The organism is Treponema paraluiscuniculi Cuniculi A, from assembly GCF_000217655.1.
GTDB classification, from domain to species: Bacteria; Spirochaetota; Spirochaetia; order Treponematales; family Treponemataceae; genus Treponema; species Treponema pallidum.
In genome coordinates, this window is sequence record NC_015714.1 from 361,828 (window position 1) to 386,345 (window position 24,518).

The 24,518-nt window shown below is 53.7% G+C and carries 24 protein-coding genes and 1 pseudogene; 17 read left to right on the plus strand and 8 right to left on the minus strand.

The features are described 5' to 3' along the window. The first annotated feature begins 28 nt into the window (after positions 1–28). Positions 29–589 (plus strand): (d)CMP kinase, encoded by a 561-nt coding sequence (cmk, locus tag TPCCA_RS01675; RefSeq protein WP_013945003.1) that lies wholly within the window; start codon positions 29–31, stop codon positions 587–589. Continuing rightward, positions 583–1,416, plus strand: coding sequence for an HhH-GPD family protein (locus tag TPCCA_RS01680; RefSeq protein WP_013945004.1), 834 nt, complete (start codon positions 583–585; stop codon positions 1,414–1,416). The genes cmk and TPCCA_RS01680 overlap by 7 nt, the downstream gene beginning before the upstream one ends. A 4-nt stretch (positions 1,417–1,420) precedes the next feature. On the opposite strand, the gene mfd is transcribed toward TPCCA_RS01680, so the two are convergent. After that, positions 1,421–4,843 carry a transcription-repair coupling factor gene (mfd, locus tag TPCCA_RS01685; RefSeq protein WP_013945005.1) on the minus strand — a complete coding sequence of 1,141 codons (3,423 nt, stop codon included), beginning with the start codon at positions 4,841–4,843 and terminating at the stop codon, positions 1,421–1,423. Between the two features lie 152 nt (positions 4,844–4,995). On the opposite strand from mfd, the gene TPCCA_RS01690 reads away from it, so the two are divergent. The 3 genes from TPCCA_RS01690 to TPCCA_RS01700 all read left to right on the plus strand — a co-directional run bounded on the left by TPCCA_RS01690 (position 4,996) and on the right by TPCCA_RS01700 (position 7,759). Next, on the plus strand, positions 4,996–6,087 hold the full coding sequence (locus tag TPCCA_RS01690) for a phospho-N-acetylmuramoyl-pentapeptide-transferase (RefSeq protein ID WP_013945007.1): 1,092 nt from the start codon (positions 4,996–4,998) through the stop codon (positions 6,085–6,087). Positions 6,088–6,243: 156 nt separating this feature from the next. Next, positions 6,244–6,945: a DUF2715 domain-containing protein gene (locus TPCCA_RS01695; RefSeq protein ID WP_013945008.1), complete on the plus strand. Its 702-nt coding sequence runs from the start codon at positions 6,244–6,246 to the stop codon at positions 6,943–6,945. A gap of 103 nt (positions 6,946–7,048) precedes the next feature. Continuing rightward, on the plus strand, positions 7,049–7,759 hold the full coding sequence (locus TPCCA_RS01700) for a DUF2715 domain-containing protein (protein WP_013945009.1): 711 nt from the start codon (positions 7,049–7,051) through the stop codon (positions 7,757–7,759). Between the two features lie 20 nt (positions 7,760–7,779). Here the strand turns inward: TPCCA_RS01700 and TPCCA_RS01705 are convergent, their stop codons facing one another. Both TPCCA_RS01705 and TPCCA_RS01710 read right to left on the minus strand, forming a co-directional pair. Further along, positions 7,780–8,895 (minus strand): Gx transporter family protein, encoded by a 1,116-nt coding sequence (locus TPCCA_RS01705; RefSeq protein ID WP_245522181.1) that lies wholly within the window; start codon positions 8,893–8,895, stop codon positions 7,780–7,782. Continuing rightward, the gene (locus TPCCA_RS01710) at positions 8,874–9,404 is read right to left on the minus strand and encodes an FKBP-type peptidyl-prolyl cis-trans isomerase (RefSeq protein ID WP_013945011.1); all 531 of its coding nucleotides are present in this window, start codon (positions 9,402–9,404) and stop codon (positions 8,874–8,876) included. The genes TPCCA_RS01705 and TPCCA_RS01710 overlap by 22 nt, the downstream gene beginning before the upstream one ends. Before the next feature lie 212 nt (positions 9,405–9,616). Between TPCCA_RS01710 and TPCCA_RS01715 the strand changes: the two genes are divergently transcribed. From TPCCA_RS01715 to TPCCA_RS01725, 3 genes are all read left to right on the plus strand, one after another. Next, positions 9,617–10,903, plus strand: coding sequence for a glutamate-5-semialdehyde dehydrogenase (locus TPCCA_RS01715; protein ID WP_013945012.1), 1,287 nt, complete (start codon positions 9,617–9,619; stop codon positions 10,901–10,903). Next, entirely contained in the window at positions 10,900–11,790 is an 891-nt protein-coding gene (proB, locus tag TPCCA_RS01720) for a glutamate 5-kinase (RefSeq protein WP_013945013.1), read from the plus strand. Before TPCCA_RS01715 ends, proB begins: the two co-directional genes overlap by 4 nt. Before the next feature lie 131 nt (positions 11,791–11,921). Continuing rightward, the gene (locus TPCCA_RS01725) at positions 11,922–12,179 is read left to right on the plus strand and encodes a YdbC family protein (RefSeq protein WP_010881800.1); all 258 of its coding nucleotides are present in this window, start codon (positions 11,922–11,924) and stop codon (positions 12,177–12,179) included. On the opposite strand, the gene rnhA is transcribed toward TPCCA_RS01725, so the two are convergent. Continuing rightward, positions 12,176–12,685 carry a ribonuclease HI gene (gene rnhA, locus TPCCA_RS01730; RefSeq protein ID WP_013945014.1) on the minus strand — a complete coding sequence of 170 codons (510 nt, stop codon included), beginning with the start codon at positions 12,683–12,685 and terminating at the stop codon, positions 12,176–12,178. The genes TPCCA_RS01725 and rnhA overlap by 4 nt on opposite strands. Positions 12,686–12,948: 263 nt before the next feature. Here rnhA and tmk point away from each other — a divergent pair, with 263 nt between their 5' ends. Then, on the plus strand, positions 12,949–13,575 hold the full coding sequence (gene tmk, locus TPCCA_RS01735; protein ID WP_010881802.1) for a dTMP kinase: 627 nt from the start codon (positions 12,949–12,951) through the stop codon (positions 13,573–13,575). Here tmk and TPCCA_RS05265 read toward each other — a convergent pair. After that, a pseudogene (locus tag TPCCA_RS05265) lies at positions 13,542–13,924 on the minus strand (hypothetical protein). The gene tmk and the pseudogene TPCCA_RS05265 sit on opposite strands and share 34 nt — an antisense overlap. A 252-nt stretch (positions 13,925–14,176) precedes the next feature. On the opposite strand from TPCCA_RS05265, the gene TPCCA_RS01745 reads away from it, so the two are divergent. Then, on the plus strand, positions 14,177–14,446 hold the full coding sequence (locus TPCCA_RS01745; protein ID WP_013945017.1) for an RNA recognition motif domain-containing protein: 270 nt from the start codon (positions 14,177–14,179) through the stop codon (positions 14,444–14,446). Between the two features lie 182 nt (positions 14,447–14,628). Further along, positions 14,629–15,288 (plus strand): biotin--[acetyl-CoA-carboxylase] ligase, encoded by a 660-nt coding sequence (locus tag TPCCA_RS01750; RefSeq protein ID WP_013945018.1) that lies wholly within the window; start codon positions 14,629–14,631, stop codon positions 15,286–15,288. Positions 15,289–15,292: 4 nt separating this feature from the next. Here TPCCA_RS01750 and TPCCA_RS01755 read toward each other — a convergent pair whose 3' ends face one another. Further along, the gene (locus TPCCA_RS01755) at positions 15,293–16,873 is read right to left on the minus strand and encodes a 1,4-alpha-glucan branching protein domain-containing protein (RefSeq protein WP_013945019.1); all 1,581 of its coding nucleotides are present in this window, start codon (positions 16,871–16,873) and stop codon (positions 15,293–15,295) included. An 11-nt stretch (positions 16,874–16,884) separates the two neighbouring features. After that, the gene (locus TPCCA_RS05270; protein ID WP_013945020.1) at positions 16,885–17,520 is read right to left on the minus strand and encodes a DUF4912 domain-containing protein; all 636 of its coding nucleotides are present in this window, start codon (positions 17,518–17,520) and stop codon (positions 16,885–16,887) included. A gap of 210 nt (positions 17,521–17,730) precedes the next feature. Between TPCCA_RS05270 and TPCCA_RS05485 the strand changes: the two genes are divergently transcribed. Beyond that, positions 17,731–17,907 (plus strand): hypothetical protein, encoded by a 177-nt coding sequence (locus TPCCA_RS05485; protein WP_013945021.1) that lies wholly within the window; start codon positions 17,731–17,733, stop codon positions 17,905–17,907. Here the strand turns inward: TPCCA_RS05485 and TPCCA_RS01765 are convergent. Beyond that, a complete protein-coding gene (locus TPCCA_RS01765) occupies positions 17,904–18,707 on the minus strand; it encodes a lysophospholipid acyltransferase family protein (protein ID WP_013945022.1) in 804 nt (267 codons plus the stop codon). The two genes, TPCCA_RS05485 and TPCCA_RS01765, sit on opposite strands and share 4 nt — an antisense overlap. 171 nt (positions 18,708–18,878) lie before the next feature. Here TPCCA_RS01765 and rpmB point away from each other — a divergent pair, with 171 nt between their 5' ends. The 5 genes from rpmB to TPCCA_RS01790 all read left to right on the plus strand — a co-directional run bounded on the left by rpmB (position 18,879) and on the right by TPCCA_RS01790 (position 24,288). Further along, the gene (gene rpmB / locus TPCCA_RS05275; RefSeq protein ID WP_235214120.1) at positions 18,879–19,064 is read left to right on the plus strand and encodes a 50S ribosomal protein L28; all 186 of its coding nucleotides are present in this window, start codon (positions 18,879–18,881) and stop codon (positions 19,062–19,064) included. Positions 19,065–19,561: 497 nt separating this feature from the next. Further along, positions 19,562–21,994, plus strand: a complete 2,433-nt coding sequence (locus tag TPCCA_RS01775; protein ID WP_041609990.1) for a chemotaxis protein CheA — start codon at positions 19,562–19,564, stop codon at positions 21,992–21,994. Further along, on the plus strand, positions 21,988–23,355 hold the full coding sequence (locus TPCCA_RS01780) for a CheR family methyltransferase (RefSeq protein ID WP_013945025.1): 1,368 nt from the start codon (positions 21,988–21,990) through the stop codon (positions 23,353–23,355). The genes TPCCA_RS01775 and TPCCA_RS01780 overlap by 7 nt, the downstream gene beginning before the upstream one ends. Before the next feature lie 21 nt (positions 23,356–23,376). Further along, positions 23,377–23,841: a chemotaxis protein CheX gene (locus tag TPCCA_RS01785; protein WP_010881813.1), complete on the plus strand. Its 465-nt coding sequence runs from the start codon at positions 23,377–23,379 to the stop codon at positions 23,839–23,841. 12 nt (positions 23,842–23,853) lie between these two features. Continuing rightward, positions 23,854–24,288 (plus strand): response regulator, encoded by a 435-nt coding sequence (locus TPCCA_RS01790; protein ID WP_013945026.1) that lies wholly within the window; start codon positions 23,854–23,856, stop codon positions 24,286–24,288. The last annotated feature ends 230 nt before the right edge of the window (positions 24,289–24,518 follow it).

Consider the following 24,518-nt stretch of genomic DNA (forward strand, 5'->3'; position numbering starts at 1 on the left):
ACGCAAAGAGCGGAGTGCGGAGGGGTGCGTGAGTAATCGGTGCGATGTGTCTGGAAATAAGGCGGTGCGCATAGCAGTTTCAGGCGCGTCAGGGTGTGGTAATACCACCGTGTCTGCATTGCTTGCGGAAAGACTGGGACTTCCCCTAGTGAATTATACGTTTAGGAATATTGCCCGGGAGTTGGGTATCTCTCTTAGTGAGGTGCTCGAGCGTGCGCGGACGGATAATCGTTTTGATAAAGCAGTTGATGCGCGGCAGCTCTGTCTTGCGATGCGTTCTTCCTGCGTGGTAGGGTCGCGCCTGGCCATTTGGTTGGTGAAAGATGCCGCGTTGAAGGTATATCTTTTGGCTTCATTAAAAGAGCGGGTGAAACGTGTTCTCCAAAGGGAGGGAGGGGACGTACAGGATGTTGAGCGATTCACGTCTATGCGTGACGCTGAAGATATGAGTCGCTACAAAAAGTTGTATCGTATTGATAACACGAATTACAGTTTTGCAGATCTTGTTCTAAACACAGAAGGGTGCGATCAAGAAACAGTGGTGAGTATTATTATTGAAATGTTATGCGCTAGAGGGATAGCTTGGTAGGGCTGAGCCAATCTGCGGGTGATATAGAAAAGTTTCAAAACGCCATATTGGATTTTTATGCACAGCAGGGCAGGGATTTTCCGTGGAGAAGTACTTGCGACGCGTATGCGATACTGGTGTCTGAGTTTATGTTACAACAGACACAGACGGAGCGGGTGTGTCCGAAGTATGCAGAATGGCTTCATCGTTTTCCTTCTTTGGAGTCTCTTGCGTGCGCTCCATTTGCGCACGTGCTCCAAGCGTGGATTGGATTAGGATACAACAGGCGCGCTCGTTTTTTGCATCAGTCGGCAAAACTCATTGTTGAAAGGTATTGTGCAGTAGTTCCTGATGACCCGAGTGAACTAAAGAAGCTCCCCGGTGTCGGTGACTATACTGCCGCTGCAGTTGCTTGCTTTGCGTACAATAAGGCCACCGTGTTTTTAGAAACAAACATCCGTGCAGTGTTTATACGCTTTTTCTTTCCCGATACGCACCAAGTCAGTGATCGGGAGTTGCTCTCGCTGGTCCGGTGCACCCTGTATGAGGAAAATCCTCGGCGTTGGTACTACGCACTGATGGATTATGGGGCAGTTCTAAAAAGGAAGATTATAAATCCTAATCGTCGCAGCAAGCATTACGTGAAGCAGTCACCGTTTGAAGGTTCTCTGAGGCAGGTGCGTGGAGCGGTTTTAAGAGAGATAAGCGGCATGCAACACGCGGTGCGCGAGAAAACGCTTTTCGCAAAGCTGTCCTTTGAGCACGAAAGATTGAGCCGCGCTCTAGACTCGCTGGTAAGCGAGGGACTGGTAGTAAAAACAGAGGCTGGGTATTCCATCGCTGATTGATCCTTTATGACTCAAGACGCTTGAGTATTTCACAAATAAAGATGCCTTTCTCTTTTATTTCAATGGCATCTGATGTGAGGATCAGCATGTTGGGCTGCTTTGCGTCAAGGCGAACGCGATCGTTGGAGGTCTGTACCAGGCGCAGTATCTTTTTGAAGGCAGTGTCGCAGACCTTGTCAAACTCAATCAATAAGCTTTCGTGTGTTTCTTTGAGTGAGAGAATGGCGAGCTTTTCGCACCGCACTTTGATTTCTGCCACGGTAAACAACCCAGCTGCTTCCTCAGGGATAGGGCCGAACCGGGTGATAGTTTCCGTGCGTATGCGCTCAAGCTCCTCATGCGTATGAGCTGCAGCGATTTTTTTATACAGTTCCATTTTAATTTCATCTGCGGCAATGTACGTATGGGGGATGAACCCTCGGTAATTAAGATCGATGACGGTTTCTATCCTTTGCTCGTTTGGAGCATGTTGGAGGCGTTCTATTGCCTCTTCTAACAGCTGTACATACAGGTCGAATCCGACTGAATAGATATCTCCTGATTGTTCTTTGCCTAATAGATTTCCTACCCCGCGAATCTCCATATCTTTTAAGGCGACTTTGAAACCCGCCCCAAGGTCAGTAAAGTCAGAGATCACCTGTAAACGTTTTATTGCAAGGTCTGAAAGTGCCACGTCGTGATAGTACAGCAGATACGCATATGCTTTTTTGTCAGACCGACCAACGCGTCCCCTGAGTTGGTAGAGCTGGGAAACCCCGTACATATCAGCTCTATCTATGATGATAGTATTTGCATTGGGAACGTCGATACCATTTTCAATAATGGTGGTAGAAAGCAGGAGCTGGAACGTTTTTTGATAAAACCTTTCAAAAATGTCTTCCAGTTCTTCTGACCCCATGAGACTGTGGGCAACGCATATGGATAGCTCAGGCACGAGTTTTTGGAGCATACACTTTACGGATTCTAAGTTTTCGATTCTGTTGTGTAGGTAAAAAATCTGCCCCTCACGATCTAGCTCTTTTCTGATTGCAGTGGCAACAAGGTTTGGATCAAACTGCTGGATAACCGTTTCTATAGGTAGGCGGCCTTCAGGAGGGGTGGTGAGCAAGCTCATGTCTCTGATTTTGAGCATACCCATGTGAAGCGTTCGGGGAATGGGCGTTGCACTGAGGGAGAGACAATCTACATTAGTTTTCATCTGCTTTAATTTTTCTTTATCCTGCACACCGAAACGTTGTTCCTCATCGAGGATCATCAACCCAAGATCTTTGAAGGACACGTCCTTTTGGATGAGCCGGTGGGTACCCACAATAAGATCGATATCTCCATGCGCGAGTTTGGCGAGTATGTCCTTTTGTTCAGATTTAGGAACAAAGCGTGAGAGCTTCTCGATTCTGACTGGAAAGTGTTTAAACCGATTGCAGATTGTGCGAAAGTGTTGTTCTACCAGTAAGGTGGTAGGGGTGAGGAACACCACTTGTTTTCCTCCCATTACCGCCTTAAATGCCGCGCGCATTGCTATCTCTGTTTTTCCGTATCCGACATCTCCGCACACCAGCCGATCCATGGGGACGGCTTCTTGCATATCCTGTTTGACTTCTTCAATGCATATGCGCTGATCGTCTGTTTCTTCGTAGGGGAATGCTGCTTCAAACGCATACTGCCATTCGTCATCTTTTGGGAAGGCGTGGCCGCGCGTAGTTTTTCGCAGAGAGTAGAGTTCCACTAGTTTTTGCGCGATGTTTTCAACAGATTTTTTGACACGTGCCTTTCTCGTTTCCCATGACTTTGACCCAAGGCTATCTAGGTGAGGTTTGTTCCCTTCATTTCCAATGTAACGTTGCACCAGATGTGCCTGCTCAATAGGGATAAGGATCGTTTCTTCCTGTGCATAGAGGAGGTTTACGTAATCACGTTCTGACTGTGCTGTTTTTATGCGCTCTATTCCCTTAAACAAACCGATGCCGTACTGCGCATGCACCACGTAATCCCCGGGATTTAATTCCACAAATGTGTCGATAGGCGTGCTCCGTGCGCGTTGCACTGATTGAGGAGTTTTTCTGCGGCGACCGAAGATTTCGCCTTCTTGAACGATCAGTATTTTGAGAGCAGGAACGCTAAATCCTGCAGAAAGCGCGCAAGGTAGCACAGTGACGTCGCAACCTTTGACTAGTGCTCTGATGCGCAGTGCCTGCTGCTCACTTTCTGCAAAGATGAAAACGTGCCATCCGTCTTTTGAAAGACGGAGTAACTCTTCTTTGAAGTAAGGAATGTTACCGAAGAAACTGCGTGCAGGATCGCTTGCCAAGCATATACTTTCGCACGCTGGCAGCTGTGGAAAAAAGTGAGTGAAATACACCGTGTGCAGGTGGAGCGCGCAAACAGCGGAAAAATCGAGCACTATGTGTTCTGGTTGAGGATACCAGCGCGCAGGTACGTATTCGTGCGCGAGTTGCATTTTATGGTAGAGGTTCCGACACTCGTCTTGGAGCGCGCGTGCACCGTTGTGCTGGCGTTCGTAGTCAAGATAAAAGACGCTTGGGGGTGAAGGGCTGTGGCGAAAATATTCGAGAACGCAGGTGGGACGTTCAAAGCACAGCGGATAGAACATTTCCTCCCCTTCATACGTTTTTCTGTGGGTGAGTTCTTCGATACACGGGACGCAGTGGGCAGAACATTCGGACAGTTTTTGGAGATTTTGGTGGAGGAACGCTATACGCTCCTCACTCCAAAGAATTTCTTTTGCAGCGTACAGTGTGCACGCAGATACCTCTTGCAGGACGGCACACGTGGACACCGCCAGTATATGGATACGTTCTATGGTGTTAAAATCACACACGATTCGGTACGCTTGTGTGTTGTCAGCAGCCTGCGCTGCGGCAGCGATATCGAGAATTTCTCCCCGGAGAGAAAACTCTGCGCAAGCGCTGACGTGGTCGACACGTGCATATCCCCATTGCATAAGCTGGGCAGCGAGCGTGTGGATCTCGATGTGCTCTCCCACACGGAAGGAGCGTTTGAGGGTACGCACATAATCGAGGGGAGGAACAGGGGTGAGCAGTGCACGCTGGGTGAGAACGAACGCGCATGGCGCGGTTGCATCGCGCTGTGCGAGTGCGCACAGCGCCTCTACCCGGTGAGAGAACACGTGTGCGTTAGGTGAGACAGGGCGGTAGGGCAGCGACCCCCACCAGGGCAGCACGCGCGTAGGAACTGCTGCATGTGCAAGGTCGGTGCAGACGGCGGCGACGTCCTGTTCGGTAGGAACTACGAGCACTATGTGTGCGCAACACGTGCGCACGTATTCGCCAAAAAAGTAGGACCGCAGTCCACCGGTGCACCCTTCAACGCGGTAGGGGAAGCGTGCGGCACGCAGCGAGCGCAGCGCATGCTGGAGCTCATTCCAAGAATGGAGTATGCCACGCACAGGCTCCTGGGTACGAGCGTGCATTTCTTGAGCGCGTGTTGACACGCGGCCGAGTGTAACGGAGCACTGTGCCTTGTGCTAGTCCCTGAGCGAGAAGGATGCAGCAGGAGAGGGCAAGGGAGGAGAACAGGAAGGAGCACCGGTAGTAGTTGATGGGGTTAATTTTTTTCCGTTATGATCGCTGCTATATGTTGTCGGTGTTGTCGTATCTTCACGTGTACTTTGGGCCGTTTCGTCTGTTGCAATCTTATGCGGTGTTGATGGGGATTGCCCTGTATGCGGGATTCTTTTTTACGTATGGGGTGTTGCCCAGTGCGTATCGCTTTTTGCCCCAAGACAGGGGGCGTGCGTTTGCGCCGTGTGCACAGGAAGCAGCGGGTAAACCCACAGGGGCGGGAGTGATTTTTGTGTCCGTCTTTGTGTTGTTAGTGTACCTGCTTATGCGTCCGGGTTTTGTGCATGCGCTTGTATTGCTGCTGACGTGGGGGGTGATGCTCACCGGATACTTAGACGATTGCGCGCAGGTGTGCTGGGGGGAGTATCGCAAGGGCGCGTTGGACTTTTTGTTTGCGGTGCTGACAGCAGCGCTGTTGGGTCATTTTTATTTTCACGATCAGGTGTTCTGGTGGTTTCCTTTTTTTTCAGATCCGGTGCTCGTCTCTCCTTTTTTATTTTTTGCCGGTTCGGTGGTGATTTTGTGGATGTCAATTAACGCAACCAATTGCACAGACGGGGTTGACGGGCTTTCGGGAGCGTTGGTGTTGATGGCGCTTCTTTCGATGGGTACGATTTTTTACTTTTTGTTGGGAAATGTGCGTGCGGCGCAGTACCTACTGGTGCCGTTTGTAGTGGATGGTGCGCAATGGGCACTGATGAGTTTTGCACTTGCCGGGGCGCTGATGGGGTATGTGTGGCGTAATGCACACCCTAGTACGGTGTTGATGGGAGACGCAGGCTCCCGTGCGCTGGGGTTTTTCATTGGGGTGTTGGTGTTGATCTCGGGCAATCCATTTTTGCTGTTGATGACAAGCGGTGTTATTTTGGTGAATGGGGGTACGGGGCTTCTAAAAGTGGTGTTGTTGCGTTTTTTTCATGTGCGGATCCTGAGCCGGGTGCGCTTTCCGCTCCATGATCACATGCGTGAGAATTGGCACTGGTCTACGGCGCAGGTATTGCTGAGGTTTATGATTTTACAGGGACTGCTCACGATTGGTCTTTTGGGGGTTTTGTTCAAACTGCGGTAGAGGGAGGGTACCCCTTGCGGGGCACGCCGGGCCGAGCGAGGGAGACGGTGCGGAGCATCCGGCGCCTTGACGTGCGTTTATTTCTTTTGCTAGCCTGCCCCTAATTGCTTTCCGTTTCCGGAATGATGGTAGAGGAGACAGGGCGGAAGGCGTGGGGTGTGTATTGTGCCGGTGAGAAGGTTCATGGCAGTGTGTGCGGTGGCGGCGTGTGCCGGGCCGTGTTTTTGCGTTCAAGCGTTTATCTCTTCTCGGATCGGGTATGGGCACTTTGGGATATATGGGAACGAGATAAAGGACTCCTACTACAAACATGTTCCGATGACGGGACTAGGGGTTGACGTGGTAACGTCTTCAGGCGTTGCGATGGTGTTCAATGTGGAGACTGCGTTGACGCAGCTCATGTTTCGCGCGCAGGCGCTGCTGGGGTACGCGTTTGAGGTGGGCAGGTTCCGCTTTACGCCTGCCATTGGCGGCAGTTTCCTTGCGTCGCACGACCACGCCGCAGGGGTGGCTCTGTCGCTTGACTTTCAGTATTTCTTCAATGATTGGGTCGGGTTGGATCTGAACATAGGCGCGGGGGTGGATGTTCCGGTGAACAGTAACCTGCGTTACCTGATGCGGGTGGGAACGCCGGAGTTAGCGAAGATTCTCATCACGCATGCAGTGACGCATGGACTGGCTAATGCCTGGATATCAGGTCTCCCCTGGTGGAATTCTTTTTCTTCGTGGCTCGGGGATACCGTGGGAAAAGTGGCTGGATTTGTAACGCGTTTGATAGCAAATTTTCTGCTGAAAGGCTCACAGTACAGCATGTTGGTCCCGGTGGTTGTTCGCCTGGGGGGGGTATACAAGGTGTGAGGGAGTTGGCATTCGGGGGGCGTGTGCGGAAATGAAATGGAGTGGGCTCTGCCTCTTTCTCCGGACGGGGGGGGGGGTACGGTGAGAAGGGGGGTGCGAACAGATGAACGGAAGGCGTGTGTTTCTGGGCATTGTCGTGGTGGTCTGTGCCGCGCGCTGTTTTTGCGCGGACGTGTTCTTCTCCTCGCATCTGGGGTATGGGCGTTTCTACGCCGTGGGGAAAGACATTGAGGGGCAGCACATACACGTTCCAAGCATTGGCGGCGGCGTATGTGTGGTGGCAGACGGCGGGTTTGCCTTCGCCTGCACGGTGGACGCGGCCCTGACCCGTATAATGCTGAAAACTCAGGCGCTCTTTGGCTATGCCTTTCGGTGGGGAGCGTTCAGCCTCATCCCCTTGCTTGGGATGGATGTGATTGTGTCGAGCGACCACGCGTTTGGTGTTGCCGCGCAGGTGTCGTTCCAGCACTTGATTTCTGAGTGGTGGGGCTTTGCCTTGAGTGTGAGCGGCGGGGTGGACTTTCCGCTCAACCCTAACACCCGCTTTTTAGCAGGTAAGCTACCTGCAGAAACGGTGCAGCGCGTGGCGCTCGTTGCGCTGCGGCAAAAGCTTATTAGCGAAGGGATTATCAAGGCATTGGATTTGGGCTGGTTTATTACCCTCGCTCTGACCGTTGTTGCCGAGGGGTTCAGTTGGATTGTGTCGCAGAGCGCTTGGATTGCGCAGAAGGCGGTGAATTACTTTTTGAGCGACACCACGCGTTGTCTCATTCTCCCGGTCACGCTGCGGGCCGGTCCTACCTTTCGAATATAGCGTGCGGGGGGGGGGCGGATTTAGCGGCGCGTTGGCGTTCGCTGTCGGGTTGCCCAGAGCGCGAGAAGAATGCGGTCGATTTCTTGTGTAGCGTTCCGTCGTGCGCCGCGCAGCTTGAACGAGCTCAGCCGGTGCATGAGCGAAAGCGCGTGGACGACCGTCTGCCCGAACTTTCCCGGCAGGTGCGGCGGCACGCGCAGTATCCACTTTGAAAGGTATACCATCCCCGAGGCCATGCAGGCCTGGCGCGCTCCTGCCGAAAGCGCACCGCTCGTCAGGGGGACCCCAAGCACCGTTGCCCACACGCGTCCAACCGGCGGTCTAAGGTAGCAGGCGAGCGTTCCCACCCACAGCCCTGCCAAGGTCATCCAGCGGATGCGCCCCCCTGTTGCCGCATAGAGCAGCAGTGCGATCCCGCACACGGACGCCTGCACGCTTAGCCGCGGCACACACAGCAGTATCAACAGGAGCAGGAGTCCTGTCCCCATCCGTACATAACGCAGCACACGCGGCCTAAGCCCGTGTTCTGAACACGGCGCCGTGCATTCACACCCCGCCTGTACCGGGAAAAAAAGAGACGCAGGCGGTGCGGTGTCTTGTTGTCCGTATGCCGCGTTCTGCAGGTGCGCGTACCACTGGGAGTGGGAAAGAAAGTGGCCGGTTAGCGCTCCGAGTAAGGTACTGCTCACTGCCCCCAGCGCGCAAAATAGCGGGAGTACGTACCACACCCCCGCGCCAAAAACGAGCACCCGAGCAAGCGTAAGCCGTATCACGTTTGAACAGAACGCACCCATCACGCTTATCCCCACGCACGAAAGGTACCGGCACGGGACGAACCGCAGCGCATACATGAGCGCACCTGAAGCGGTGCTCCCTGCAAGCGAGAGGACAAATACATAAGAAAAGAGCGTCCCACTCACCAGAGCCTGCCCTATTACCTTCAGGAACACTAAACGCGCGTATGCACAAAAAGGGAGCAGATCCAGCGAGATCAACAGCGGCAAATTCGCAAGCCCCACGCGAAAGAAAGGCAGCGGCTTTGGAATGACGTGTTCAACCGTAGAGAGAAAAAAACACATGCCGCCTAAAAGCGACACTAACTCATCGCGTACGTCTAGTGGCAGCCTGCTCCGCACGAGCCGCACCCTCCCGCGCCGCTCCCACAGCCACCGCCGCTGGTGCTTTCCCGAAACAGAAGTGCAGCTAAGTCATCGTCCGTCGCCTCTCGCACAGAGCGCACAGCCACCTCAAAGTGGAGCGTCTTCCCCGCGAGGGGATGATTTGCATCTACAATAATCGTTTCACCTTGCACGTCAGTGACGGTCACCGGTCGACTGTCACCCCCGCTTCCTGCATCAAACCGCATGCCCACCTCTATTGGCACGTTTGGAGGAAATTGATCTCGCCCCACTGTCATGCGCAAGTCCTCCTGCACCTCTCCATACGCCCCTACCGGAGGAATGGTTATTGAAAACTCCTCCCCCTCTTCTCGGTTAATTAAGGCGGTCTCGAGGCCAGGAATGATCATGCCGTGCCCCTGAACATACTCGAGCGCACCCATCACGTCGGAAGAATCGATGATCTCCCCCGTGTCATCTCGCAGGGTGTACTCGATGTTCACCACACACTCATTTGCGATTTTCATGCGCGACATGCTAGCACAGGCAAGATGCTCACGGCAAGGGCAGTTTCTGTGCCGTGTGCCCTTGACAGAATCGCCGTTATAGGGGATAAGCCGGGCGAGGTGTTGGGAGCGTGTGGTCCACTTCTTGCCTCTTGCGCGGTGCTGTGCGGTAAAAGAGGGGGCGTCGCGTTCGAGTAAAATTTTCTCTTAAGCCTTAAGTGAGATACCCCATTATGGTAGAGGTCTACGCGCGGTTGCGCGCTGCTGCTGCTCGGTTGGCGGTCTGTAGCGCTGCGGAGAAGGACGGTGCCCTGCGCGCTGTGCGCGATGCGCTACATGCGCAGCGGGAGGATATCCTGCGTGCAAATGCGCAGGATCTTGCGCGGGCGCGTGAGGCGGGTCTTGCCGCACCGCTTGTCGCCCGGCTCGCGCTGAGTGAACACCTTCTTGAGGATATGTTGCAGTCTTTGACTGTTCTTTCGCTTCAGCGGGATCCTATCGGGGAAATTATAGAAGGGTACACTCTTGCGAATGGACTGGAAATCCGGAAGGTACGTGTTCCTCTAGGGGTGGTGGCTGTCATCTACGAGTCTCGGCCCAACGTGACCGTAGATGCGTTTGCACTTGCGTACAAAAGCGGCAATGCGGTGCTCCTGCGCGCAGGTTCTGCAGCGAGTTATTCAAATGCCGCGCTTTTGCGCGCAATTCACGTGGGTTTGAAGAAAGCGCATGGTGTCGTGGACGCGGTGGCTGTTCCTCCCGTTTTGGAGGAAAAATATGGTGATGTGGATCATATCCTCCGCGCGCGCGGCTTTATCGATGCGGTATTTCCTCGTGGGGGGGCAGCGCTTATCCGGCGCGTCGTGGAAGGCGCCCGCGTGCCAGTTATTGAAACCGGATGCGGCGTGTGCCACCTATACGTAGATGAGAGTGCGAATATCGATGTGGCGCTGCAGATTGCAGAAAACGCGAAGTTGCAAAAACCGGCCGCATGCAATTCAGTCGAAACGCTGTTGGTGCATTGTGCGGTTGCGCGTCCTTTTTTGCACCGTGTACAGGAGATTTTTGCCACCTACGAGGAGACTACGCGCAAGACCGGTGGTGTGGATTTTTTTTGTGATGCTGAGTCTTTCTCCCTTCTCACAGAAAGGGGCGCGAGAAAAAATGTTTTTCATGCGCAGACAGAGACCTGGGATCGGGAATACCTGGACTATCAGGTATCCGTGCGGGTGGTGCCAAACTTTGAAGAAGCACTCAGGCACATTGCTCGTCATTCTACGAAACATTCAGAGATTATTGTCACGCGCGATCGTGCCCGTGCGCGTCGTTTTCATCAGGAAGTAGATGCTGCCTGTGTATATGTCAATGCTTCAAGTAGGTTTACCGACGGAGGGCAGTTTGGCATGGGAGCAGAGATTGGGGTCAGTACGCAAAAATTGCACGCGCGCGGTCCGATGGGTTTGTGTGCACTGACTACTTCAAAATATCTGATTGATGGAGAGGGGCAGGTGCGTCCGTGATCCGTGCGCTTTTTGCTGCGGCAAAAAAAATTGTGATAAAGATTGGGTCAAATACGCTTGCGCAGGCAGATGGTACTCCTGATGAGGAGTTTTTGGCGGAGTGTGCTCGCGCCTGTGCGGCGCTGATGCGTGACGGCAAGCAGATAGTTGTGGTGTCGTCTGGCGCTCAGGTTGCAGGGATTTCTACGCTCCATTGCCTTTCATCTCCTCCTCAGGGGGCGGGTTTAGAGCGTCACGAATCGCGCGGCGTTATTCCGGGTGATGGTGCGTCCTGCAAACAGGCGTTGTGTGCGGTGGGTCAGGCGGAGTTGATAAGTCGTTGGCGTTCTGCGTTTGCAGCGCACCAGCAGTGCGTGGGCCAGTTTCTGTGTACGAAGGAGGATTTTACTGACTCGGACCGCGCGGCGCAGGTACGCTACACGTTGTCCTTTTTGCTCGAGCGCAGGGTAGTACCTATCCTTAATGAAAATGACGCGCTCTGTTGCAGCGACGTCCCCTCTGTACCCGCCGACCGGCGGGTGTCCCTATCACCTCAAAAGAGGATTGGAGATAATGACAGTCTGTCCGCGTTTGTAGCGCTGTTGTGGCAGGCAGATCTTTTGCTTTTGTTGAGTGACATTGACGGCGTGTATGACAAAGACCCAAAGGCACACACAGATGCACAGCACGTTCCTCTGGTGACGGACGTGTCAGCGCTTGTGGGTAAAACGAGCATGGGCTCTTCCAATGTCTTTGGTACGGGTGGGATTGCTACAAAGCTGGATGCTGCGCGTCTTGTCACGAGGGCGGGAATTCCTCTGGTGCTGGCAAACGGGCGCCATCCGGATCCGATCCTGAGCCTTATGCGCGGGGATGCGCGGGGGACACTTTTCGTGCCTGTTTCTTAGAGAGCGACGTGGGTATGCGCGAGTGCACGCATTGTGCCCTATAATGCACGGCGTGCGGTCAATTTCTGACGTGTAATTTTTCTCGGTGGGGCGACGTCTCCGTCTGTCTGTTAATTCGGTGGTGTGTTTCGATGCGAGAAAAGGAAGGAGGTGTGGTGAACGACGATTTTCACTATGAAGTGACGCGCAACTGGGGCACGCTTTCCACATCGGGGAATGGTTGGTCCCTCGAACTGAAGTCTATTTCTTGGAATGGCCGGCCAGAGAAGTATGATATCCGCGCGTGGTCCCCAGACAAGAGCAAGATGGGAAAGGGGGTAACGCTTACGCGTGCAGAGATTGTAGCCCTGCGCGATTTACTAAACAGTATGTCCCTGGACCCGTACTAGGGACGGTCCGCAGTGCTTTGTGCAGCGCGGCGCGCAGCGTCGGTGGCTAGCCGGTCGCACAGTTCGTTGTACGGGTCTCCTGCATGTCCTTTTACCCAGCGCCACTCGACGGATAGGGTGTCAGCGAGTGCGCTGAGCGCTTCCCATAAATCCTTGTTCTTGACCGGTTGTTTGGCAGCCGTTTTCCAGCCGTTGTGTCTCCAGGTATGGATCCACTGGGTGATGCCTTTGCGTACGTATTGGGAGTCGGTGACCACCACCACCGCCTCTGCAGCGCGTCCGTGTGCCTCTTGCAGTGCGTTGATGACCGCGCACAGTTCCATGCGATTGTTTGTGCTCGGGTAGGCGCTGCCGCTTCTAGTGAATGCGGCAGCTTCCGGTGCGGTTTGTCCGGTTTCTAGGAAGGGTACGTCTGAGGGCACCAGAGCAAACGCCCACCCGCCCGGACCCGGGTTTCCCAGACAGGCGCCGTCAGTGTACAGGGTAAGTGCAGCGTGCGCGTTCATAGTCGCGCCTACGGTAACAGTTTTGCGCCGTGGGGACAATGTATTGGTCCGACAGTTGGTGATGGAGTGAAGATATTTTCGCAAGGAGGGAGAATGAGGCGCGCACGGATTGTGCAGGAAACTTTGGTACGCAGGACGACGGTTTGGTTTTTGCGGTACGCTGTCTTATTCTGCAAGGCGGTGTACACGTGCGCGTTGCACTTTCTCCTCGGGTGTACATGCTGCACTTTTTTTAGAGGAAAGCTAACACGGAGAGGGCACAGATGAATATTCTGCATAACTTTGTTGTATTCGAAGGTATTGATGGCACAGGCACGAGTACACAGTTGCGTGCGCTCGAACGCCATTTTCAGGCCCGTAAGGACATGGTCTTTACTCAAGAGCCTACCGGAGGGGAGATTGGCACCCTCATTCGGGATGTACTGCAAAAGCGTGTGATCATGAGCTCTAAGGCATTGGGATTGCTCTTTGCCGCAGATAGACACGAGCACTTGGAAGGTGCAGGAGGCATTAACGATTGTCTTGCAGAAGGAAAGATAGTGCTCTGCGATCGGTATGTTTTTTCCAGTTTGGTGTACCAAGGCATGGCGGTGTCGGGTAGTTTCGCGTATGAATTAAATAAAGAGTTTCCGCTTCCTGAAGTTGTGTTTTATTTTGACGCGCCTATCGAAGTATGTGTTGAGCGTATCACCGCACGTGGGCTGCAAACGGAACTGTATGAGTACACGTCTTTTCAAGAAAAGGCGCGCAAGGGGTATGAAACTATATTTCGCAAGTGCCGTCATTTGTACCCTGCAATGAAAGTGATTGAGATAGACGCGCGCGAGGAAATTGAAGTTGTGCATGAGCGTATTCTTCACCATCTGCGCGAATACAGGCGTCTAAAATAGTGTGTGGACGTAGATACACTATCTGAGGAGCAGTGGAGGTATATATCAGGAACGTGCTTTGCAAGCGGAGGGCGCGTGCTCGGTAAAACGGTGCTGCACCGACGCAGCATAAGCAAAATAATTGGAAAATTTGTCCATAGGTTTTTGTCGTCCGGTCACAGTGCTCAGTGCCTTTTTCTAGGCTGTTTTTCAATAACTGTTTATGTAGACTGGACGGGTCTTCCTTTCTCAACTCACATATTCTTTTCGGGGACATGCTGCCGTTGGCAGACGTTGGGTGTGACGGGTGTTTCTCTGGTGTGTAAGAGGAAGATATATTCCCCTTTTGTATCTGCACTGACCCCTGCACGGGGTACAGGCTATTGACGCTTCCTTTTGTCTGTGTGTCTTCACTGTTGCGTGTACGGCGCGTGAACGGGCCATATAGATAGATGCTTGACGGGGTCTGGTTGCCATGTTAGGATCCACCAAGCATGACTATTCTTTTCTGGCCGCGTGTGATGCATAAGACACTCCCATAGCACCGTTAAGAGTCTCGCGAAACCTCCTCCGTATGGAGAGGGGTAATCCAATTGCCGTGGAACGGCGAAGGTTCTGTGTTATGTCCGCAAAGATTTACGTCGGTAATTTAAATTATGCCACCACTGAGGCTGGATTGGCCTCCCTTTTTTCTCAGTTTGGGGAAGTGCTGTCCGTGGCTGTAATCAAGGATAAGCTTACGCAGCGGTCGAAGGGCTTTGGTTTTGTTGAGATGGAAAGCGCAGAATCAGCCGAGTTGGTTATTAACGAGTTGAATGAGAAGGAGTTTGAAGGGCGTAGGCTTCGCGTTAACTATGCGGAGGAGAAGCCGCGTTTTCCCTTTAAGAATTAGTGGAGGATGGGGAGGACTTTCCATCGTGGCGCATGTTTTTGGCGTAAGGTGCTTTCGCGTGCGTTATCTCATTTCTCGTCGTCTTTTGGTTCTCCCCGTTTGTGTGCGTCGCGGTGTGTTTGGTTCCTGTTAGGAACCCCTTCGGGGCTTCTGTCTATTTTGCTCCCAAGACTGCTAGTACTATGGATGAGGCTGCGTCTCGCGCCCAGGGTTGCGAGGAGGGTGCCGTCTTTTGCGCTGGTGAGCAGGTTGCTGGACGTGGTCGTGGTGACCAGAGAAAGTGGCAATCGGAGCCGGGAAAGAATCTTTTGTGTACTGTCGTTTTGCGGCGTGTTGCTTTCCCTGCGTTTTCGCTCTGTGTTGGATATGCGGTCGCTCTTGCATACATGGCCTTCCTCGGAGGTGTGTGCGCACCGCGCATTAAGTGGCCCAACGACGTCCTGGTGTGCGATCGTAAGATCGCCGGGGTGCTCTGCCAGGTGCGCGCGGGAGCGCTTCTCGTGGGTATTGGGTGTAACCTCCTGCAGGTGAAGTTTCCGCCCGAGTTGTCGCATGCCTGCTCTCTCGCGCAGATTGTCGGAGGCGAGCGGTGCCCTGATCCGTTTGCTTTCCTTCCTGTGCTGTTGGATCGGCTGTATGCCTGTGTCATGGCGCCGCCGAGTATCGGCGTGCTTGAGTCGTGTCTGTGGAAGCAGGGTGAGTACGTCTGTTTCCGCGAATGTGCGGGAACACGTCCTCCGATTCTGGGTCGTGTTGTCGGATTGGCCGCGGACGGCGCGCTGTGCATAGATAGCGCTGGGTCGATGCGATCGTATTACTCTGGGGAGATCGCCTTTTGGTGACGTGTCATTTCTTTTTACTGAAAAAGCGAAAGTTAATTTCAGAGAACAGTGGTAGCTCGCGTTCGCGCCGCATTAGCCACTGTGCACTTACCTCTCCGGAGCCGAGCGCCTCGTATACCCTCGTAAAGGCCTTGAGGTGGTCGGCGCACTCGCTAGCGGCGTACTCGGGGTAGCGACAATGGTTCCCTAAAAGGGGCCAGAACAGCGACTGACACAAAAGCACATCACGTGCTGCCATGTTCAGTAGGCGTTCGCGAAAGCCGGTGTCGTGTGCAAAGCGCTCTGTGAGGTCGATCATGCGTTCTGTGGTTTTTTGTATTGCAGGATGCATCCAGTCGTTTGCGCTATTAATAAGCTCATCCGCATAACCTCCCCCCAGTGAAGATCCAAAAAAGGGTTCAATGATTGACACCCCCACTGCGGGGCAGGTGAGCGCCGCCGTACAGGACACGCGCATTTGCGCGCTTTCTGCAACGGTGCGAAATACGGCTTCAAGCCAATCCATCCCCTCTGCCCATGCAACTCCAAATAGTGATGCAGGGAATACGCACACCGACATAGCCTCGAAGGGAGCGGTTGCGTGGACTACTTTTTCAAATATTTCTGTCCGATTACGCACGAACGCCCGCGCATCAGCGACACACGTGCGTTGCGCTTTTTCTTGCTCATACGGCGTACCTGAACGGGCATGGTACAGATACCCAGTAGCCATGCGTTCCTTGTGTGGTTCAAATAAAGGGTACAGAGCCTCTTCAGGCAGTATAAACCCAGCATCTTGTTCTGTATTTGCGTACACCGCCTGTGTACAGAAGGAATGTGTGGCGCCATGCACTTCTGCAGTGGCGACACGGTCCTTTCCTAAGCACCATAAGCCATTGGACGTCTGTGCAGGCTCAAAGATGCCACGTCGGGGTACGCGAGTGCCAAACAGGAAGCTATGTGTTTCCAATATGGTGTACGAGAATCCGTATGATTTTATAGTGCGCTCAAGCGCTGGTGCATAGCCAAGTTCAGGTAAATAAAAACCGCGGGGAATTGAGGAAAAATGTTTGCGGTAATTAATAAGCCCCATTTCGATTTGGGCGGATATAGATTCGGGCATGTCTTGGTAGAAGGGTAAGAAACAATTAACTGCCGTTGTTGCGAGTAATTCAATGGAACCTGTGCGGAAAAAGTGATTGATGCGCTCAAGGAGCGCCCCATCGCAGTGATCAAAATAATCCCGGTGAGAGCGAAGAGACCGAAGCACCGCTTCAGCTTGCACGCGCTCTTGGAGACTGTTCCTCAGGCGAATGGCTTCCCGTTCTCCGAATTCGATGAGTGCGTCGAGTGCACGCCGGTATCGGTCCATAAGCACGCGGTTAGCGAGCATTTCGCACAGAACGGGCCCGATAGCGAGGGAGATGTTAAAAGGAACACGCTCACGTTCGAGTGTTTCGCATAAGCGGAGTAGGGGGAGGTAGGTATAGGAAATCTCGAGAAAAAAACGGGATTCAGCGAGGAGAGAAGATGCACCGGCCCCTCGGACGAAGGGAAGATTACAATCGAGAACAAATGCAAGAGAGTGCACCGGCATTTTCTTCATGAAGGTCCCACTTATGAGCACACAGGAAGAGACGTGCTTGGGTAGGTTTCCTCAAGCAGGGGAAGCCCACAGAGGCTGAGAACTTCTGCGCCGGTTGGATCCTCGGGGTTAAGACTCCGTTCTATGACGCTGCGCTGGAGTGTGACAACTCTGGATTGAGCAAGGATGCGTTCGCGTTGGAGCATTTTGCAGCAAAGATCTATGCGATTAGTATCGTCGGCCAAGGACAGGTGCACGTAACGCTTCCTGTCTTTGAGGGGTACATCAATATCGAAGTGATCGAGCGAGGTGTGCCAGCCATGACCACCGAGGGAGTGCACGCGCAGAAAGAACGACCTAAATTGAGGACTCTGGGTGAGTGTGCAAAAGAGTTGCTCGTGGATATCCCAAAAGACAAAGAACCAAAGCGGGTCACGGGCAAGGATATGGATTTCGGTGGTATTGTAGGCACACGAAGTCCCCTTTGATTCAAGGGACTGGGGAGCGCATGGAGGGTTCAAATCAAGAGCGCTGTGGTAACAATCAAGGATCTCGCCAATGACAAGTCTTCGATTAAGGTCCTCAGGCAAGCAAAGACCGAGCTCATCTGCAAGCGCAAACAGCTCCCCGGTTGATCTTGACTCCAAAAACGACTTAGTGAGCGCCACGCCTACCCCACCCGGGGTGCCATTATGGGAACAGGAAAAATCTCTGTCAATATGAGGCCATTTTTTCTCATTCCACGGTTCTATATCGCGATGCAGAGAGTACGTACCGCCGGTAGGCGGGGCGAGTGTCGTGTCTTCCCCCTAGAATTCGCTATACGCTTGACCAAAAGGACAATGTGATGCAGCCTGGCGAGCGAGCTGCTAGGAGGTATGAAAATGGCTGGTGCCAGCAAAAATTCGCGTACTGCGGCGGCGACGCAGCGCTTTAACTGTCCGTGCGGGGGAGAGGTGGTGCTGAAGTCTATTGTTGATAACGGAAAGGTGAAGAACATCGCTGAGTGTCCTAAGTGCAGGCGTGTTGAGCGTCGGCCGCGTGACTTTAACTAGGAGTCTTTGGAGGCGCGCGTGAGGCACTCGTCTTGAGGACAGGTGGTCTCCGAGCGCCAGGCGTCTAGCTGCGCTTGAATGAGCGCTTTTGCCTCGCGTAGGAGGGAGAGCTGTTCGTCTTTGTTGTGGGGTGCGGGGTAAACGCCGAGCACTTTGACGCGGTAAGCGCTTCCTTTAAGCTTCTGTCCTATTTTCAGCAACGGGCGTAGGTTCCACCCTCCGTCCAACGCGCATACAACTACGGGGAGTGGGAGCCGTGCCGTGAGCGCACGGAAGCCTGCGGCGTGGAAGATGCGCAGGGCGCCGTTTCTTGATCGTGTCCCTTCAGGGAAGATCACAGGGAGCCATCGCTCTCGCATGACGTGGTGTGTAAACGTTTCGAGCGCTTGCATCGCCTGTGCTCCTGACTGATGCCGGTCTATCAGGCAGTGCCGACCGCTTTTGAGCATGGTGGACACAAGGGGGACGAAGCGCGCGAGTTCTCGCTTTGCTACGAAGCGCAACCTCGGCGCATCAATATAGCCAAAGTAACGCATGAGTGCAGGGGTGTCTAGCACACTTTGATGATTTGAGACTACAAGGTACTGCGTGGGCAGGTGCTCAGCGTGGGTGTAGTCGCTGTAAAACTTAAGTCTTCCGTAGGTATGTAGAACGGCAAAGATAGTCCGTGCACCCCAGGTGGATACCGCGTGATTAACCCATCTGCATCCCGGGCGGTACAGTGCGTAGCAGAGGGTGTTTGCAACTGCCAGCGGTGCAAGAACAGCGATACTTACGACGATGGAGAGAATTCCGCACATGAGGGCGCTCCTTCTGCGTTGGTTGACCACCGCACAGGGGAGCATTATGCCATAAAGCGCGCGTGCGCGCCTTTACTCTGGCGGACCTTTTCTTTATCATCGGCGGCGGAGACATGAACGATGGCAAGAAGATGTGGACTGTGTGGAAAGGGGACGATCAGCGGGTGCGCCGTGAGTAAGTCGATGCACCACTGCAAGCGGGTGTGGAAACCGAACCTGCTCGCAGTGAGAGTAGTTGTAGATGGCTCTGCGCTGAACATGCGGATTTGCGCGCGCTGCCTACGCAGCAACCCTCTTATGAAAAAGGCTCAGCCGCGGGCGAACGCGCCGCTAAGGGCGGCGGCGCCCAAGCTCTGACGCGAGCGACCAAACGGCGAAGAGAAGCACGCCGCATGCGCCGCTGGCTACGGCCCTGAGAGAGAAGCCGCAGGCTCCCATGCTGGAGTAGCTCGCCGCGGACCAGAGAACGACGGGGGCTATCCACATCGTGCTGTCGTCCCTGAAGGTGCGCACGTCCCGAACGGTCAAGAGCATCGCGCCGAGGAAGAGGCTGGCGTGTCCGCCAATCGATACCCAAGACGACCGCGCGTGGGTAGAAAGCTGCGAGAGGGTCTGGTTTTGATAAAAGTGGATCCAAACGTAGACCCCCACCGCTCGGTAGAGGAGTAGGACCAGCCCCACGGCATACAAGGAGTAACCACCGAGGGCGAGAAACCGACCTGACAAACGTACTTGCGCGCGGGCCATGGCGGAGTCTATTCTCGGCTGATGGAAGTGTCAAGGGATGCAGCGGGTGGCGGGGTCTTTTGGACGTTGCCTTGACCAAAGGCTGAGAATGCGGGAAGATTGTGCCCATGAGCGATTACCTCGACGCGGGCAACGAAGAGTTGCTGAAGGATTTTTTCAGCGAGGCGGAGCAACAGGTTGAGCAGCTCGAAAGCAATATACTCGTCATTGAGCAGGATCCCACCAATCGGGACGCTGTAGACGAGATTTTCCGTGCGGCACACACCCTTAAGGGGGGTGCTGCGACTGTTGAGATGCACGAGTTGTCCGGCTTCACGCATGCGGTGGAGGATCTGCTGGATGGGATTCGCTCAGAGAAGGTAACTGTTGACGGGGCGGTTGTGGACTTGCTCCTGACGTCGTTGGATGTAATTAAGGCGATGCTCGAGTCCCGTGCGGGCGGTGGTCCCTACGTGGAGGATATCTCGGATCTCGTTGCGCGTCTGCGCTCGTATCTGCCTGCGTCTGGGACTGTGCCGGGGGCGGCGCGTGGATTGTCGGTGTCTTCGCCAAATGCAGCCGAAGCTGCAAAGGGGACCGCGGTAGGTGAAGATGGGACGGAAGCCCCTCAGGTAGGGCGAGTGCCGCCGCTGTCTCTTCTTTCTGAATACGATCGGTTGGAATTGCGCGAGATCGTTCCGCCTGAGCACTCTGTCTACGCGCTTACGGTGCGTTTTGATGAGAGTAATTTGATGAACACGGTCGGCGGTATCCAGGTGTTTACAGCGTTGAAGTCCTGCGCAAGCGTGCTCAAGACGGTTCCTGATTTCGACGCACTGTATCAGGACATGTTCCATGAGTATGTTGTGTACTTCGTTTCCACTGTGCAGGATTCAGTATGTGTGTCGCAGGTTGCTTCGATTCCGGACGTTACGCTTTCGGTGAGTGTAGCGGAAGTTGCGCTTGCAGATCTGTGTACTCCCCTCTCTGAACATGGGGAGCTGGGTGTTTGCGCAGACGCGGGGACAGGTGGTGTGTCCGAAGGGAGCGGCGCTGCCGTGCGCAGCGGAGGGGAACGCGTTCCTAACTCCCTGCCGAAACAGGTTGCCGGGTGCGCGGTGCCTTCTGCAAAGGACTCATCAAAGGCTACCTCAAGCGGCTACGGCTCGGGGTCCGTGTTGCGCGTAGATGCGAAACGCATCGATTATCTTCTGAATTTGGTAAGTGAGACGGTGATTATCAAGGCCTCGCTCAATCAGAGTGCGCTTGAATTTGGGGAGGTGTACACCCTATTCCAAAACGCTAATGGCGCGTACAAGGAGCGTTTGCGTAAGTTTTTTGATAGGGTCCCCGCTTACCTAGAAAAGGTAAGGAACGGTCAGGACGCAGATGCGGTGCGCAAGGGGATGATAGCAGAGGTTGTCGGTGTCTTTGACATTTTTTCTTCGTTTGAGAATGGACTGAAACAGTCCGTCACTAAGTTTCGGTCTTCTGCTCAGAATTTGGGGCGTATTTCTGGTGAGCTTCAAGAAGGTGTGATGAAAATCCGCATGGTGCCTATTAGCCAGATTTTCAGTCGTTATCCGCGTGTGGTGCGCGATCTCTCGCGGGACTTGCGTAAAGAGGTGCGGTTGGTCATTCAAGGAGAGGAGACGGAGCTTGATAAGTCTGTGGTTGAAGATTTGCTCGATCCCATTATGCACTGCGTGCGTAATTCTCTCGACCACGGCATAGAAGCGCCTGAAGTTCGCGCGCGCTCTGGAAAACCGGCGCAAGGTACGCTTCTCCTGCGCGCAAGCAACGAAGGAAATATGATCGTTATTGAGGTTGCCGATGACGGGCGTGGCATCGACGTGGAGGCAGTGAAGACGAAAGCAGTTGAGCGAGGTGTGTTGCACCCAGGCAAGAACCTCACTGAGGTTGAGGCGTTCCAACTTATTTTTGCTCCCGGTTTTTCAACCTCTCGGTCGGTTTCTAGTGTTTCTGGTCGGGGTGTGGGGCTTGATGTGGTGAAGACTCACATTGAGAGGCTCAATGGCACTGTCTCCGTCTTTTCGGAAGTGCAGAAGGGAACGCGCTTTGTCATAAAGCTGCCGCTTACACTGGCAATTATTCAGGGGCTCTTGATACGGGTGGGGCAGGAGGTGTACTCGATACCGATAGCTTCGGTCATCGAAAGCCATCGTATCAAGAGTGAAGAGATTAACCGGATTGATAACTACGAGGTGTTCAATGTGCGGAACGAGGTCATTAGCTTGTTGCGTCTCGATAGGCTGTTCGGTATCAGCTGCGATGATGAGGTGACCGGTCAGTATCACTACGTGGTTATAGTTGGTGCGGCAGAGAAAAAGGTGGGGCTCATGGTGGATGCGCTGATTGGTGAGGAGGACGTAGTCATCAAACCACTGCGGGATCAATTCACTAGTTCCCCTGGTATTGCAGGGGCATCTATCCTGGGTGACGGTTCGGTGTCGTTGATTATCGATGTGGGGCAGCTGCTTGAGCTTGGGTTGAAGCGGGAAATATTGGCGCGTGAGCGTCGAGAAGCCACGGTGTGGTAGGCAATCTGGGGCACGGATTGGGGACTATGATAGAGCATATGGAAGCAGAGATCGGCATTCGGGGAAGTTTCGACGGGGGCGTACGTGAGCCGCTTGCGGTCATAGACTTCAAGATGGTTACCTTTTCCCTCGCGGGGAAGGACTACGCGGTAGATATCATGCAGGTGAAGGAAATTGCAAAGGCTGGGAGCTTTACCTATGTGCCCAATACGTCTCCGTTTGTTCTGGGGGTGTATAACTTACGGGGGGATATTATTCCCATAATTGATTTAAGGAGATTTTTTAATATTCCCGCTCCGCGCAAGTCCCGGCAAGCGATCGAGAATATGGTGATCGTCACAGTAGAAGATCAGACATTCGGGGTTGTAGTAGATGGCATCGATAAGGTAATTGGGGTGTCAAAAACAACTATTCAGCCGCCACACCCTATCTTTGGGGACATTAACATAAAGTATATCCGGGGGGTGGTTGAGGAGGCGGGGAAGCTGTACATCCTACTTGATGTGCACCGGATTTTTTCCTTCCGTCTTGGGGAGGAGGAGCGGACGGCGGTTGTCGATCGTGGTGTTGTGCCGTCTCCTTCACCTCCTGCCATATCTGTGCCGCCGGGGGATGAGGAAAATTTAAATGTTGGTTTCATTAGCGATACGTTGGCCGCGTTTGGCCGTTTCTTTACCAGTGCAGTGAATGAGGGTTGGTTGCGCAGCCGGTATCTTGTGTGGCGTGACGTGCGCTCTGGAGCTGAGGTACAGCTTCAGCATGAGGAGGATGTCGCCGAGTTCTTGAGTACGTTTCCTTCCCCGGACACGGGTGTGTTTTGGTCGGGGGAGTATGCGGCGAGTGTGGGATCTGTTCTTTCTCGGATGCAGGTGGGAAAGGTGGTGACGGTGTGGAATATCGGTTGCGGTGCGGGTCACGAAAGTTACAGTCTTGCGGTGCTTCTCAGAAAAACCTTCCCCGACGCGGTGGTTCGGGTGCACGCAAGCGATTCGGATCTCTTCTCCATTTCCAATGCTCCCATGCTCACTGTTCCTGAGCATGTGATCGGTGATTGGTATAAGCCCTATGTGGTGAAGGGGGTGAGTGGTTCGTATACCTTCTCCCAGGAAATTAAGGAGATGGTCCTGTTTGAGTACCACGATTGTACGCATCCGAGTGCGCTTCCAGACGTCGATCTTATCGTGGCGCGGGACGTACTGTCATCTCTTGCGGTTCCGGTGCAGCACACCCTGTTGAAGGAGTTTTCTGAGAAGTTGAAGGCAACGGGTGTTGTTCTGCTCGGTCAGAACGAGGTGATGCCTAAGGACACAGGATGGTTGCGGCAGATTGAAGGCACCGTTGCGGTGTTCAGCAAGGAATAATTAGCGCATGAGGAGTAGTGTATGCGTGTAGAGTATATCAACCCGTTCAGTGAGGCGGCGTACGTGGTTCTGTCTGAGGTTTTAGCAGGGGAAACCAAGCGGGGGGACTTGTATTTGAAGTCTACGTGCATGCCGGTGATGGGTGTTGCGGCTATCGTTGGCCTTGCAGGGGATGTAGAGGGGCGTGTGGTGTTTGACATGACGCTCGATACGGCGCTGAAGATTGCCTCTTCGATGAACGAGGAGAAGTTAGCGGCGTTTGATGAACTTGCGCGTGCGACGATCACCGAGCTCGCCAATCTGATCACCGCAAAGGCGGTTACTACGTTGCACGAGCTCGGATTTAAGTTCGATCTTACCCCTCCGGCGCTGTTTACTGGGGACAACATGGAAATATCTAGTAGTGATATTGAAGCGCTTATCGTGCCCATGGAGACGCCTCAGGGTAAGGTGGAAATTAATGTTGCCATCCGCGACAAAGTATAAGGGGGAGGAAGTATGATTTCCAAGCAGGATTTTCCCACGATCAACGATCGGGTTCCCGCAGGACAAAAACCGAATGGGGCGCCCTATCGTGTGTTGGTGGTGGACGACTCCATGTTCGTTTCAAAGCAGATTGGTCAAATCTTGACAAGTGAAGGCTACGAGGTTGCAGATACTGCGGTGGACGGCGTTGATGGGGTTGAAAAGTATAAGGCGATGAGTCCGGGCGTTGATTTGGTGACGATGGATATCACGATGCCCAAGATGGGCGGGATTACTGCGCTTGAGAAGATTCTTGAGTTTGATAAGAATGCAAAGGTAGTTATCATTTCGGCGTTGGGGAAAGAGGAATTGGTGAAGAAGGCACTGTTACTGGGCGCGAAGAACTATATTGTCAAGCCGCTCGATAGGAAAAAGGTGTTGGAGCGAATTGCAAGCGTACTAAAGTGAGGGCGGGTGTGTCCTGCGGGCTGTCTCGTACGGTTTGCCTGCTTGCGTGTGTGGATGGTTTCTTGAGGTTTTTGCCTTCGCGCGCGGAGTGCCCGTCTCTCTGCGTGCGTGGTTTCTGTGTGTATGCCGCAAAAGGAGAAGTGGTTTCTCCCTCAGCCCTTTGCTCGGGGCCCTGTGGTGCCCTTCCTGCGGTGTAGTTTCTATACTCCTTCGTAGTTCCTAGTTGGTTT